Origin of the sequence: Kaistia dalseonensis (assembly GCF_030814715.1) — a bacterium.
Taxonomy (GTDB): Bacteria; Pseudomonadota; Alphaproteobacteria; order Rhizobiales; family Kaistiaceae; genus Kaistia; species Kaistia dalseonensis.
Genome location: NZ_JAUSVO010000003.1, coordinates 692899 through 705689 on the forward strand (window position 1 = coordinate 692899; position 12791 = coordinate 705689).

The window sequence follows — 12791 nt, forward strand, 5'->3', positions numbered from 1 at the left end:
CGATGAAGCGGCACTTGCTGAAGCATATCCGCCTGATCATGGCGAAGACGATCCCGGCTTGCCGGGCGCAAGGTGATTCGGTTTCGCTGGTGACGGGCGGGCGCCATCCGAAGCTGGTGCTGGAAGGGCACGGCTCGCGCCGCACGAAATCGCTCTGCTCGACGCCGCATTGCTGCGACGCGGCGGTGAACCTGTCGCTCCGCGATATCCGCCGCATCCTGGCCGAGATGGCGGCACCCTCGCCGGCTCGGCGGAGTATGCCATGACGGGATGGTTCCGCGTTTGGGAGGACATGGCAGACGACCCGAAATGGGGCGCGATCGGCAAGGCCGCGCGCGTGCCGCCCGGCCTCGTCCTTGGGCTCGCCATCAAGCTTCTGACGCGTGCTTCGACCAACGGCGAGCGCGGCTCGATCGCCGGCTACAATGCCGAGGCGCTCGCCTACGGCATCGGCTGCAAGGCGGAGAAGATCGAAGCGATGATCGCCGGCATGAAGACGATGGGCGTCATCGTCGACGACCGCTTCGTGGCCTGGGACAAGCGGCAGCCGAAGCGGGAGGACAACAGCGCGGACCGGGTTCGGGCGCATCGCGAGCGGGCCAAATCCGCTGCTGCCGAGGCTGTAACGCAGTGTAACGCACCAGAAGCAGATGCAGATGAAGACAAGAAAGCAGCAGCTGCGGCGGATACGCGCACGGCCAAGCCGAACACCGACGATCGCGTCGGGGAGAGCGTGACTGCCGCTGCCGCTGCTTCGATTGATTTTTCGGTGAAACGAGATCAGGGGCGTCGAACGGCGATCGTCGACCAGGCCGTTGGGCTGCACCGATGGATCTGCGAGCGCCTCGGCGCGCCCGGCGGATATCGCGGCGACCTCGGCGTCGTCATCGGCTGGCTCGAGGCGGGCTTCGTCGAGGGCGATATCAAGGGCGCGGTCGAGGACGTGCTGATGCGGAACGGCGAGCAGCTGTTCACGTCGCTGCGCTATTTCGAGGGAGCCATCGCGGACAGGCGCCGCCGACGCCGGCCGGGCGGAACCACCGCGAAGCCAAGGGATTCGGCGGTTATCACCGCGGCCACGGCAACGGCGGAGCATTGGCGTCAGCAACTCGATCTCTGGGCGCGCCAGTGCGCCAAGTTCGGCTTTGATCAGAAGCGATGGCCGGACTTCGCGCGCTGGTCCGATCGCCATCCGATGGGCCCCCCGCCGGACAGCGACGGGTGCCGAGCACCACCGGAGCTCGTCGACGCGGCCCTGTCAAAGCATGGGCTCAATTGGCCAGGCGCGGAGAATGCGCGTGTGGCCGTCGGACAGCGGTGAGGCGGGGAAAGGGAAGGAACGGCGATGGCAGAGGCTGGCGAGGACCGCCATGGCGGCGTTTGCGATGGATGGGCGATTTCGGCGCGCGACAGAGCCTATTGCCTCTTTGCCGATAGGCGGATCAGTCTCCTCGCTAGGCGCGTCGCCGTGACGGAACGGTACGCGATCGATCAACTTGAGCAGGCGCCGGCTATCATGGCCTTCCTGGTTATGTCCGGAAGAATCAATGAGTGGGTGTTTCTGGAGAAGGACTATCGCGAGGCGGCAGCGAAGGGCCGAAAACTGCCCCGCCTCATGGCCGCGCTCGGCGCAACCTACCCGCTCCGGCGGATACATGCATGGAACGTCAGGTTCGCGACTTGCCGCGTGATCGTCAGGCTTGCTGCCTGTCGGGCGACCGTCGTTGCCCAGGCGATGCCGTTGGACACCGATCTGCAGCTCGCCTGGCTGCACACCCTCAATCGCTGGCAGGAGTTGAGCGACGAATGGTGGGGATGGGCGGTCGCACGATTGGGCGAGGCTTTCCGGACGATCGGGGGGCAGGGCCTCGATGGTCACGAGCGACTCGACCGGATCCGCGCGATCGAAGGGGATTCCGACGCTCTCTTCGAATGGGTGGTCGCTGGCAATGCGCGGCTCGATCAGCGCTGGTCACTGGAACGGGCCAGTTCGCATCTTGCCGCTTGGCGCAAAGCGCTCGAGAGGGAAATGGGGGCAACGGCGTCGACGCCTGTCGATTACGGTCCGCTGCCCTTGGAGAGCGAAGTCGACGGCTATCGCTTCATCGCCTTGCGGACGCAATACGCGTTGCACGCGGAGGGCCGGGACATGAACCATTGCGTCGCAAGCTATTATCCCAAGGTCGAGGCTGGCCTTTCCAGGATCTATTCGATGCGGCTGGACAACAGAGCAATAGCGACCCTCGAGATCGGGCCTGACTTTGGCGGCACCTATCATATCGTGCAGATCCGTGGCCCGGGGAACGGCCAGCCGGCGCCAGAAGTCGATGTGGCGGTGCGCGCCTTCCTGAACCGGATCAATGCCGCGGCATTTCAAAGCGCCACAGCTTGGATCGATAAGCGGAGAATGACCGCAACCGAAGCTTTCCGGAGCGCCAGGCGTGAGGCGATCGACTATCGGCAGAGAGAGCATGCGCTGCTGAGCCAGATGACTTTGCACTTTCGCATGGAGGAAGTGAACGTCAGGCTCCTCGAACTGATGCGCCGGAATGTGGCTGCGGAGTTCGATGAGTTCGCACGGGACATCATTCTAGGTGCGCCACACAGGGGCGTAGACCCATAGCTCGCTCAGCGGTGTTGTCTGAGCTGAAAACGCAAAAAGGCGCCCGCCAGCTCCGGACGGAACTGGCGGGCGCCATAGCTTTGCGTTTGCCGGATGAATTATGCGAGCTTCATGCCGTAGCCGACGTCAGGGGCCGGAGATGATCAGTTCGCCCTGGCCTTTCTTCTGCCCTGCATAGCCAGAGACGGAATAGGTCACGTCCACCGTCTCGATCGCGAAGTCAGCGAACGCCGCTCTCGTGTCGGGGTGGTCATTGACGCTGAGGATGAACCGCCCCTTGAGATCGGCCAGCCGTTCCGCCATGCGGAGATAGTCCGACCGCTCGAAGAGACCGCGGCCGTAATAGTGCTCGGTGCCGGCATAGGGCGGGTCGAGATAGAACAGCGCCCCGGGCCGATCCCAGCGGTCGAGGAAATCCTGCCAGGGCAGGCATTCGAGCCAGACGCCCGCGAGGCGTTCATGCGCAGCGGCAAGGGGATCGGCCAATGTCGCGATGTTGAATCGGCCACCATGCGATCGATCGATACCGAACGTTCGCCCTGCGACCTTGCCGCCGAAGGTGGCGCGCTGCAGATACAGAAAGCGGGCTGCCCTCTGCAGATCTGTGAGCCGCTCAGGATCCTGCCCGTTCAGCCGCTCAAATTCGTCGCGGCTGGTGAGCTGCCATTTCAGCATGTCCATGAGCGCCTGGTGATGGTTCTGAAGGACGCGAAAGAAGGTGATGACGTCGCGGCTGATATCGTTCAGCACCTCGATCTTGGGCGCGGTGCGTCGCTTGAAGAACACCCCGGCCATGCCAGCAAAGACCTCGCCATAGAGGTCATGGGGTGTTGCCTCGATGCGCTCAGCCAGCCGGCGCGCGAGGATCTTCTTGCCGCCGACATAGCCGGCGACCGGCCGCGCCGGAGGGACGGCGCGGAATTCATGTTCACTCATTATCAACCCGGATCCGTGTAGCACCCGCTTCAGGCGGGGCGACGCTATCCTAGATGTCGTCGGGCGGGACATCGTGCCAACGTGGACCCGCAGCCGGGCTTGCGCCCGGCCCCCGCCGCCTCATACGGCGGGGATCTTACGGCGCGCGCCTCAGCTGCGCTCGACGAGCTCGGCCGTGATCGGCGAGACGCTGAAATCCTCCGCCGGCGGCACGAAGGTGATGCCCTTGATCCCCTTCACCTTGTCCTTCGCCTTGCCGAGGGCGGTGACGTCGATGTCTTCCTTCGTCTTCACCAGATCGCTCAGGCCGCGCTTCTTCAGCAGCGCGATGATCTTTTCCTTCAGCGTGCTGTCGATATTGATGCGCTGACGGCCAAGCCGCCACGCCGCCTCGCCCGTTGTGAACGGCGCCGTCTTGCGCCGGCCGCCATCGGTCAGCCGGTCACGGTTCTCGACGCAGTAGATCTTCACGGCCTCGAACAGCTTCGCCCTTTCCGCGATGTGCGGCTCGGCGCTCTTCTCGGCCAGCACGGAGGCACGCTCGACCGCCTCGGCCTTTGCCGCCTCAATCACGGCGAGCTCGCGGTCGAGCTGGCCCATGCGCGCGATCGCCGTCGCGCAGGCTTCATCGTCGCCGAGCTTCGGCGCGGTCTGGTCGTCCATGGTTCACCTTTTGGATATGCGGGTCCCTGGCGCGAGGACACGACTATGCGGCCGCCGGCGTGTGCGGGCGGCTGGTTTACGGATGGCGGGTGGCGATTGAGCGATTCAGTGGGTCATCCGGCCGATGCCAGCGCGGTCGACGGATCGGACCGGGCTTTGGTTTTGGCTGCCGCGACGGCTGTTCTCAGAGCGAGGGCGCGCCCCGTCATGTTTGCGCCCCTTGGCGACGATGGTGAGCACATCCGTACCCCTAGTCATGAAAGGCAGGGACCCGGATGGGCGGCTACCAACGGGGCGGAGCAAGAGGGACTATCGGGAACCGGCCAGCATCCTCAAGGCTGTCTCGCCATTCCTCGTCTTGGTGGCGCAATGCTTCACGTTCCGCCGCAGCAGCCTTCCTCATGCAGTCGTTGTAGCGAGCGGCTTTGCCATTGGCTTGTTGACGACAGCCCTCCTCAACAGACGCTTGATACCGCTGCATGGTGTTGCATCCCGACAGCAGCATCGCCGCAACGATTCCGATTATCCACCTGCGGTGCACCAAAATCGGACTCCCCTTCAGATGCCGCGGTTAGCGCGGTCGCTTCCTCCTGCGATTGCGTTGGAAACGACGCAGCGCTGGATTGGTTTCCAAGCAGCAGGGCATGGTCGCCACGGGCAGAAAGGCTCGAACAGAACTCGTCTGCTGGACGAGGTCGAAGCTCGGAAGATCGGGCGGCAGGTCCCTGAGCGGCGCTCGGCGGCCGCTCCCCTAGACCGCGCCGTCCAGCTTCTTGCCCCGCGCCACGATCGTGAGTGCGTCATCAGCCAATGGCCGCTGCAGCGTGAGCGCATCGCCGGCCGGCAAGGTCAGCCAAGCGTCGATCTCATCCTGCGTCGTCAGGATCACCGGCATGGCCTTCGGATGGATCGGCGCGATGACGGCGTTCGGTTCGGTCGTCAGGAAGCCGAAGAGATCGTTGGTTGTCTCCCCTTCCCTCACCTTTCGAACCGACGTCCAGTTCGTCCAGATCCCGGCGAAGAAGGCGAGCGGCCTGGTCTCGTCGAGCGCGAACCAGATATCGCCGCCCTCGGCCTTGTTGAACTCCGAGAAGCTGGTGAACGGCACCACGCAGCGGTGTTCCGGGACAAGCCAGCGCTGCCAATGCTTGCTGTTCGTGTTGCGGATATTGGTCGTGCCGATATCCGGCTCCAGCCGCAGCAGTTCCTTGAAATCGACCGGCTTGCCCTTGGCCTCGAGCTTCGCGGCGCGCTTCTTTGTCGCCTCCATGAGCGCCAGTTGTGACGATGGCATGCCCCATCGCGCCATGACGAGTTCGCGACCATCGGGACCGTTGCGGACGATCGGTGCCGGGTAATCCGGAAAGATGCCCGGCATCGGCGGCAGGTTGCCGGTCTGGTCTCGCAGCACCCGCGCCATGTTCCGGACGGCGTCCTGCGAACGTGTCATCGAGTAGAGGTTGCACATGCGGTCGAGCTTGCCACAGGTCGTGGACCATTCAAAGCGCCCCATTGACTCCCTCGCTACCGTGAACAAAATAGGAACATGTTCACATCGGAGGACGGCCATGGCCGAGACAGCGGAGAAATTCGCGGCAGAACAGCGCGAGCTCGATCGGCGCGTCGATCTGCTCATCGCCTCGCACAATGGCGACCTGCGGGCCGCCATGGAGACGATCCTCATCTGCTATGACGATGCGTGCGAGCGGTCGTCGAGCGGATTCTCGCGCGGCCGGATCAAGAGTTATGGGCTCTGAGCGTCGATCGCTGACGCCATGGGCAATCCGCGACCGGCTCGAACGGCTGGTTTCCGCGAAGAAGGAAGTTCGTCTGCATTGGGAAACGGCCTTCGTGCTCCTGGAAGCGCTGAGAGCCTATATTGCCAATCCCAAACGCGACAAGATTGCTGCGATCATCTGCATGCGCCAGCACGTCGCGCGGGCACCTTGCGAGCCGCTGTGCAGACGGTGCTTGGAAACGGCCTATGAGCTGAAGCAGCTCTTCCGCGGCGAGATCAACCCGTTCGGCGACGAAGAAGAGCCCAGGCCCCGAAGGCGGGGCAACGACAACGTCTGGGCGATCTGCAAGGCCTGCCGGTCTCCCCAGCTCCTTCCGAAGCACGTTGTCGAGAAGATCAAATGTCCGCGCTGCGGCAGCGAGGACTATAATCTGACGGTGAACGATCCAACCGAGCCGAAACGCAATGTGGCCACGACCCAAGAGGTAGCGCCGCCGCCCAGGCTCGAGGCGCCGGCGGTGGACCTGGAGGAGGCGCGCAAGAACGGTACGTTCCCTTGAGCCAGCTGCTTGAAAACTCTTCCATCGAGGTTAGTCACTTGGAAGCCGCAGGTTATTTTCAACGGGCACCCAGCTAATCCGCCAGACAATCGCGCATATACTACCGATTTCGCATTCTCTCCATGTAGCACTCATGGCTAAATTTGTCTTTACCACCACAATCAGGACCCGAGAACAAAGCCACAACGCCGAGAACGACTAAGATGAGAACAATCAACACGATAACAGACTGAGTCCTTCTCGCGGAATCTAAATGTGGATTGGCCGCGCTCGCCGCCGCCGCTCCGCCCAATCCAACGACAGTAAAGATCACCATACCGCCAAGAACGAGAGCTAGAATTATGACCATGATTTCCCCCTGCCATGCCACATGAGCAATCTAGGGTTTATCGGTCTTCCTTCGCAATGCCCGAGCCCGCAGCATCCGGCAGCAGCGAGGTTTGAACCAAACGATTCAAAGTTGCCGATGGACCACAATGTTAAGTTGAGGTAACAGGTCTAGCGGCTTTTGGCGTGGATGGGGGCTACGATGCAGCAATTGAGCGTATTAATTCGGATTGTCTTCGGAGCGTGGATCGGCCTGATGGCCGCCTTACCGAACTTCGCGGCGGCAGCGAACCTTACGACACCTGAGGCCGCGGTCACGGCCTATATTGACGGTGTAATCCACCAGGACTTTGAAGCCATCATCGCGTCGACATCCGCGGACCAAATGGGCAAGGGATTCGATTTCGTTGCTCAGGTCGATAGAATGCGCTCGCTCCTTCCGATGATGCCGGCGCCGGCCAGCAGCCCGTTATTCGTCGAGATTAACAAGGCCAATTTCGTGGCGCAGATTGCGCGGCAAGTGCAATTCCTGACTTACGGACTAATGACGACAAGCAAGATCCTGGACGGCAAAACCGATATGATGGATTCGGCCGGGGCAGCTGAGTTTGCCAGTGTAGTCCGCACCGATCGATTAGGCAGCCTTAAACTGGTGGAGATCGGCATTCCGGATCCCACCTCCGTTAACAGCAAGCAACACTTGGTCAACTCAACTAAATTCGCCAGGATCTACGGCGCCATCGCGTCGACTGACCGCGTTGCTTTAGTTTCGTTCGAAGGGCTCCACTTCTTGGTCGGCTTCAATCTGCTACTCTATGGGGATGAATGGACCGTCTTCTCTCAGTCGTCAGCGTTTGGCGGCACCAGTTCGTTGGGGGTTCCAAAGCGCGTGACGCCGGCAGAATTTGAGCAACTTCTCCAGTAGGAGCCTCAGGACGAAGTCGACGCGCCAGCTCACCTGGCCCAAGGGATCGTTCCCATGATCTCCTCACTATCGTCCGAGGAAGGGTTGCAGCGCAGGGACCGCGACCCGTGAACCAACGATGAGGCCGGCAATGAAAGCCCCGACGCCGATCGCCGCCCCAACACGGATCCATGCGGCGCGCGGCACATGATCAGCGATCGAATTGGGCGCCGTGATGTGCAGCACGCCACCGAGGATGAACAGATAGATCAGGAAGCCGAGCATCGGCGAATAGCGCATCCACTCGGGAAATCCGGCGACGCGCGAATAGATCCCCCATGCGCGAAACAGGTCCGTGCCAATCCACGTGACGACGATGCCGAGGATCAATTGGTCCGTCTTGTCGAGCCGAGGCTTGGCGGCCGCCCTCAGTGCCTCTGGGAGATAGGCGATCAATACCGCCGTTGAAACGCCGAGCAGCGCGCCATTCAGGACCTCGATCAACCCAGGCCCGCTGAAGAGCAGCGCGACCGGCCAATAGCCGATCAGCAAGGCTGCAGCGATCCAGATCGTCCTGCTCAAGGCCAACTGCTTAATGAACGCCATGACTACCATTCCCATTGACGCGGTCGACCGTCTCTCCGACGAGATCGCGCAGGATCGAGCTGTTGCGCTTCACGCGATCGATGGCGGCCTGATAGTTCTCGCGCGCAACGGCCACCTCCGCCTCGATCGCGCGGGCCTTGTCGCCGCGCGGCTTCGTGCTTCCAAAGAGCGCCTGCAGCATCTGCCCGAGGGCAATCATTGCGCCCTCCCCTGGTTATCGATTGCGGTCTTGAGGCGCTCCAGCCCGAGCGCGACGGCCTCCTGCCCGTCGGCCACGGCGGCTGCCGAATCCGCCGCCGCCTTCATGGCGGTAAGCGCTTCACGGCCCTCGGCGATGCGCTTGTCCTGAACCTCGTCGAGCCGCTGCGACCGATTCCATGCGAAATAGCCGAGTGCCATGATCACGACACCCGAGAGCCCGTAGGAGGTGAGGATCGTGGCGATCGCAGTCGTGATCGCGTCCATCAGCGCGCCGCCTGCAGGTCGCTGTAGAACGCGTTCTTGTCGCGGTTCTTCTCCCGCTCGCACTTCGCCCAGTTGCGATTGCGCTTGAGCTCGGAGCGCAGCGGATAGCCAACCCGAACACCCGGATCAGGACAATCGAGCGCGAGATCGCCGGGCAGATCGGGCAGCGGCCTGGCAGCGAGCGCGCCGGCGGTACGGTCGCTCACACAAGCGGCGCCGCCGGCGAACACCACGATCGCCAGGACCAGCGCCACCCTAAAGCATGTCCCGAGCGTCGTCATCGGTGACAATGCAGCTGTCCTTCTTGTTGAGGAGCTTCCGTTCATAGGCGTCGGCATCAGACTGCCGGGCCCGCGTCGCGGTCTCGCGGGTCTCCAGCCGGGTCCGTGCCGCCGCCTGCGCCTTGCCGACGCCGAGCTGCCATTTGAGCTCGGCGGCCGCGACGGCCTTGTCGATGCTGGCCTGACGCGATGCCTCCCCGGCCTGGAAGACGGATCCGGCCAGCAGCCAGCCGGCGAAGCCGACGAGAAGAGCCGTGATGATCGAAGCCGGCAGGCGCAGATAGACCGCCATGCCACAGAGCGCGATGACGGCGAGACCGCCGACCACCAGACCGACATCTGAAAAGGCGAAGCCCATCAGGAGCGCGAGCATCGCTCAGCCCCTGAGCCGCGCATAGGCGGCCGCGAGCTTCGCGTCATAGCGGTTCGCCGCATATTTGGAGCCGTTATAGCCCTTCGCGACAGCCGCCCAGTTGCGCGCCTTCAGGGCTGGAACGAGCCCGTTGGACTTCAGGAAGGCCGCCATGCCTACGATCTGCGCGTCTTCGCCGTCGGCGAAGGCCGCGAGCATAGCCTGCGGGGACGTGAACCCACACTTGGCGCAGTTCGAGCCCAGGACCTGCCCGAGCCCCCAGCTGGTCGCTCGCAGCGCAGCAGTCTCGTCGATCGCGAGCGCCTGCTGGATCCTGGGATAGCTGTCGGACGGATAAGGCTTCTCACCCCATTTGGGATAGGCCAGCCCAGCCTTGACCGCGGCGGCCAACTTTCCGGGATTTCCGGAGAGTTCGCGGTAGAACCGGTGCGGCTCGAAAAGCGCCTTTGGGCGGCCGGCGCCATCGAAGCCGGCGCCCGAGGCCTCAACCTCGATTATGGCGCTGAGCGCCGCCGTCTCGACGCCGATGAACGCCGCGGCGCGCGCGATTGCATCGGGCGAGCGCCTGCGCGCTGCCCCTTTGAACGAGACCATGAAATTCACTCCAGGTTTAGAGACGGCGTGTGACCGCACGATCGTGCGGCGCCAGTCATCGATCAGTGCATAGGCGCGCGTCAGCGATTGCGATCAGTCGTTTGCTTCCTAAGCGTGCTACGTGCTAATTGCGCAACCAAAAGATTGTGTTACGTTGCGTGATGGCTTGGTCGATCGGGGGATCATCAAGAAATGCGTGTGAAGGAAGTCGGGCTCCACCTTGCGGAGCTTCAAAGGCTGGCCGAGATGGACGGTCGGGAGACTTTGGCCTATCTGCTTTCCATGGCCCGCCTGGAATGCGATGCAATCATCGCATCTCGGAGCGACCGCCCGCCGGCCCCGCCCCACGGGTCGGCGGGCATTCCTACAATTATGTGACCGCCACCGGGCCGAAGCCCTCGACCGGCCAGTTCACCCCGCTCGCATTGTCAACCGGGTAGTTGGCGAGGTCATAGTCCGTGCCATACGGCAGCTGGATCGTCGTCGCGCCGACGCAGGCCGCCGACAGGGACACCAGCATCGTGGTCGCAGTCTCGCGGATAGCGGAAGCGATCGTCTTGACGCCGCCGGTGTCGACAACCCGAAAACCGGAAATCCCCGTCGACGGGCTGATGTCGGTGCCGCCGACATGCGCGATGGTGACCCGGATCGCGGTCTTCGTTCCGTCGGTGAAACCGGCCGATACGAAACGCGGCCCGCGATCAACCAAGGCGAGCGACGGTTTCACCACATTCGCGGCCTTGCGCGCGATGCGCTTGATCCATTTCGACTGGATGAAGGTCGTGTCGTAGTGGATATAGTCGCGCAGCGTCGCGTCGTTCGCTCCCCAAAGCAGCAGGATCTTGCCGTTGCTCTCGGCCGCGAGCTCGATCTGGGCCTGGCGCACTGTTTCCCAGCCCGCCGTATAGCTGCCGGCGGGCGTCTGAAGATGCAGCAGGTTGTAGATGACTGCCGCCACCGGATGGCCAAGTGCGGCCTCGAGATCGTCGAGCTCGTCCTTGACCGCCTGCTTGAACCCCGCCTTGGTGGCGGTGCCATAGAGCGGATCGCCGACCGTGTTCGTGGCCGCCGTCGCGACGCCGCCCAGGGCTGCCGCATCCTGCTGTCCCCAGTCGCAGATCGCGATCGTGCGACGGTTCTTCGTCGCATAGGCCGAGACCGCGTTGTAGGCGGTCGTTCCGTTCGGCCCGCGACCCGGCGCGCCGGCGACGAGCGGATAGACGCGCCAGTAGTTCGACGGGTTGGTACTGAGGTCGACCGACCCTTGCTGCGAGGCCGAGCCGCCGAAGGCCGTGAAGCTGTTGGCCTGCGTCGGAATGCGGTGGACGGCCGGCGATCCGCCCAGAAGGCTGTTCAGTTCCGCACGCAGCAGCGACCAGCCGTCCTGCTCCAGCCAGCCGATTTCCGACTGCCCCCAGAGCAGGAGGTTCGTGTCGAGCGTTTCAATCGGCCCGCCCAGCGCGCCCCAGAAGGTCCCGACCTCCTTCATGATGCCGAGGATTTCATTGTCCGACAGGGCAGCGTTATAGACGATCGCCTCCTTGATCTCCGCATTGGCCGAGGCCACCGGCCCGGAGGCGCAGCCGAGCCAGAGCCGGACGCCGGTAAGAGCGCTGAACGACATGGTGTAGGAGAAGCACTTCGTCTGCCCCATGTAGCCCGTGACCTTCTGGCCTTCGAACTTCAGGGCGATCGTGCGCAGACGGTTCCACGACGTGGACCGTTCGAACATCGCGTTGATCTCATCGCGGAGGACGCAGACGCTGCCATAGACGGCCTCGCCGCTGTTGATGTCGTCGGTCTCCGCAAGGCTCAGGAATTCGGAGGTCGACGCGCCAAACCCCAGCGCCGTTCCGGCCGCATTGGACGCGCTGCCCGGCGTCGATGTCCCGAAGGGTGCTGCTGCGCCCCAGCCGCAGATCGCCAGCGACAGGATCACGGTGAGATTGTCCGTGGCGCCGCCGATATTGAACGGGCCCGTCGAGGCCGCGGAATTGGTCGTCAGGCCCTGCGTCTGGGCGAGCGCGCGCAGGCCGGGCGATCCGCCGACGCCCTCTGAAACGCGCTTGACCCGCTGGCCGGTCGTGGATGCGGTCGAGACGAGATTGTAAGGTCCGACCGTCGCCTGGTCGTAGAGCGTGCGGCAGCGCAGCTCGGTGTTGGTCGGGTTGGCCGTATAGAGCGCGTCGAGCGCGGCGCCATTGATCAGCGCATCCTTGCCGGCGGCGGCAAAGCCATAGGCCACATTGGTCGTGGCGACGTCGCCGCTCGCCATCAGGCAGTTGCCCGCATAGCTCGGGTTGACGCGGCGCAGCGACCAGCACGCCATCGGCACGACCGATGCGGCGAAGGGCGCCACAGGTTCGATCGGCGACGGCAGCGAGATCGCCGACCGCGCCGCGCCCCAGAGCTGGCCGATGCGGCCGGGCGACACCAGCATCAGATGGTCCTTGCCAGGATCTTCTGGCCCTTGGGGATGCGGTACACCATCAGCGTATTTGCGGGCAGCGGCGTGACTGCTCCGCCCGCGCCGGTCGCGTTGCCGGCGCCGATCAGCATGGCCGCATCGCCGTACAAGGCCGCAAAGACGGACTGAAATGCACCATTCGCCGCGAGGTCCAAGTTCGAGATCGTCTCGGCGGCCGTGACCGCCAGCGTCTCGGAGGCGAGCGCCGGCAGGTCGAGCACCGGCTGTGCGCCGCCCTCAATGCCGGCCGAGCC

Annotated in this window: 17 protein-coding genes; 6 read left to right on the plus strand and 11 right to left on the minus strand. The window is 63.7% G+C overall.

What is annotated here, in order from left to right; genetic code table 11:
- The first annotated feature begins 2 nt into the window (after positions 1–2).
- From QO014_RS13815 to QO014_RS13825, 3 genes are read left to right on the plus strand one after another with little or no spacing between them, the layout of a single operon-like run.
- Positions 3–266: a hypothetical protein gene (locus QO014_RS13815; protein ID WP_266349278.1), complete on the plus strand. Its 264-nt coding sequence runs from the start codon at positions 3–5 to the stop codon at positions 264–266.
- The gene (locus QO014_RS13820; protein ID WP_266349279.1) at positions 263–1321 is read left to right on the plus strand and encodes a hypothetical protein; all 1059 of its coding nucleotides are present in this window, start codon (positions 263–265) and stop codon (positions 1319–1321) included. Before QO014_RS13815 ends, QO014_RS13820 begins: the two co-directional genes overlap by 4 nt.
- Before the next feature lie 24 nt (positions 1322–1345).
- Positions 1346–2623, plus strand: coding sequence for a PcfJ domain-containing protein (locus tag QO014_RS13825; RefSeq protein ID WP_266349280.1), 1278 nt, complete (start codon positions 1346–1348; stop codon positions 2621–2623).
- A gap of 126 nt (positions 2624–2749) precedes the next feature.
- Here QO014_RS13825 and QO014_RS13830 read toward each other — a convergent pair whose 3' ends face one another.
- The 3 genes from QO014_RS13830 to QO014_RS13840 form a co-directional block, all read right to left on the minus strand.
- The gene (locus QO014_RS13830) at positions 2750–3559 is read right to left on the minus strand and encodes a DNA adenine methylase (protein ID WP_266349281.1); all 810 of its coding nucleotides are present in this window, start codon (positions 3557–3559) and stop codon (positions 2750–2752) included.
- Between the two features lie 150 nt (positions 3560–3709).
- A complete protein-coding gene (locus QO014_RS13835) occupies positions 3710–4222 on the minus strand; it encodes a host-nuclease inhibitor Gam family protein (protein ID WP_266349282.1) in 513 nt (170 codons plus the stop codon).
- Positions 4223–4973: 751 nt separating this feature from the next.
- Positions 4974–5690 carry an SOS response-associated peptidase gene (locus QO014_RS13840; protein ID WP_266349331.1) on the minus strand — a complete coding sequence of 239 codons (717 nt, stop codon included), beginning with the start codon at positions 5688–5690 and terminating at the stop codon, positions 4974–4976.
- A 100-nt stretch (positions 5691–5790) separates the two neighbouring features.
- On the opposite strand from QO014_RS13840, the gene QO014_RS13845 reads away from it, so the two are divergent.
- The 3 genes from QO014_RS13845 to QO014_RS13855 all read left to right on the plus strand — a co-directional run bounded on the left by QO014_RS13845 (position 5791) and on the right by QO014_RS13855 (position 7772).
- Positions 5791–5979, plus strand: coding sequence for a hypothetical protein (locus QO014_RS13845; RefSeq protein ID WP_266349283.1), 189 nt, complete (start codon positions 5791–5793; stop codon positions 5977–5979).
- Complete coding sequence (locus QO014_RS13850; RefSeq protein WP_266349284.1) at positions 5969–6520, plus strand: hypothetical protein; 552 nt, start codon at positions 5969–5971, stop codon at positions 6518–6520. The genes QO014_RS13845 and QO014_RS13850 overlap by 11 nt, the downstream gene beginning before the upstream one ends.
- Before the next feature lie 529 nt (positions 6521–7049).
- The gene (locus tag QO014_RS13855) at positions 7050–7772 is read left to right on the plus strand and encodes a hypothetical protein (protein WP_266349285.1); all 723 of its coding nucleotides are present in this window, start codon (positions 7050–7052) and stop codon (positions 7770–7772) included.
- A gap of 66 nt (positions 7773–7838) precedes the next feature.
- Here QO014_RS13855 and QO014_RS13860 read toward each other — a convergent pair whose 3' ends face one another.
- From QO014_RS13860 to QO014_RS13895, 8 genes are all read right to left on the minus strand, one after another.
- Positions 7839–8357: a hypothetical protein gene (locus QO014_RS13860; protein ID WP_266349286.1), complete on the minus strand. Its 519-nt coding sequence runs from the start codon at positions 8355–8357 to the stop codon at positions 7839–7841.
- Entirely contained in the window at positions 8344–8556 is a 213-nt protein-coding gene (locus tag QO014_RS13865; RefSeq protein ID WP_266349287.1) for a hypothetical protein, read from the minus strand. The genes QO014_RS13860 and QO014_RS13865 overlap by 14 nt, the downstream gene beginning before the upstream one ends.
- On the minus strand, positions 8553–8822 hold the full coding sequence (locus tag QO014_RS13870) for a hypothetical protein (RefSeq protein WP_266349288.1): 270 nt from the start codon (positions 8820–8822) through the stop codon (positions 8553–8555). Before QO014_RS13870 ends, QO014_RS13865 begins: the two co-directional genes overlap by 4 nt.
- Positions 8822–9076 (minus strand): hypothetical protein, encoded by a 255-nt coding sequence (locus QO014_RS13875; protein WP_266349289.1) that lies wholly within the window; start codon positions 9074–9076, stop codon positions 8822–8824. Before QO014_RS13875 ends, QO014_RS13870 begins: the two co-directional genes overlap by 1 nt.
- A 1-nt stretch (position 9077) precedes the next feature.
- Entirely contained in the window at positions 9078–9476 is a 399-nt protein-coding gene (locus QO014_RS13880; RefSeq protein ID WP_266349290.1) for a hypothetical protein, read from the minus strand.
- A gap of 3 nt (positions 9477–9479) precedes the next feature.
- Positions 9480–10070 carry an N-acetylmuramidase family protein gene (locus QO014_RS13885; RefSeq protein WP_266349291.1) on the minus strand — a complete coding sequence of 197 codons (591 nt, stop codon included), beginning with the start codon at positions 10068–10070 and terminating at the stop codon, positions 9480–9482.
- 370 nt (positions 10071–10440) lie between these two features.
- Positions 10441–12510: a hypothetical protein gene (locus tag QO014_RS13890; protein ID WP_266349292.1), complete on the minus strand. Its 2070-nt coding sequence runs from the start codon at positions 12508–12510 to the stop codon at positions 10441–10443.
- Positions 12510–12791 (minus strand): hypothetical protein (locus QO014_RS13895; RefSeq protein ID WP_266349293.1); only part of this gene is annotated, 282 nt, incomplete at its 5' end. The genes QO014_RS13890 and QO014_RS13895, both read right to left, overlap by 1 nt.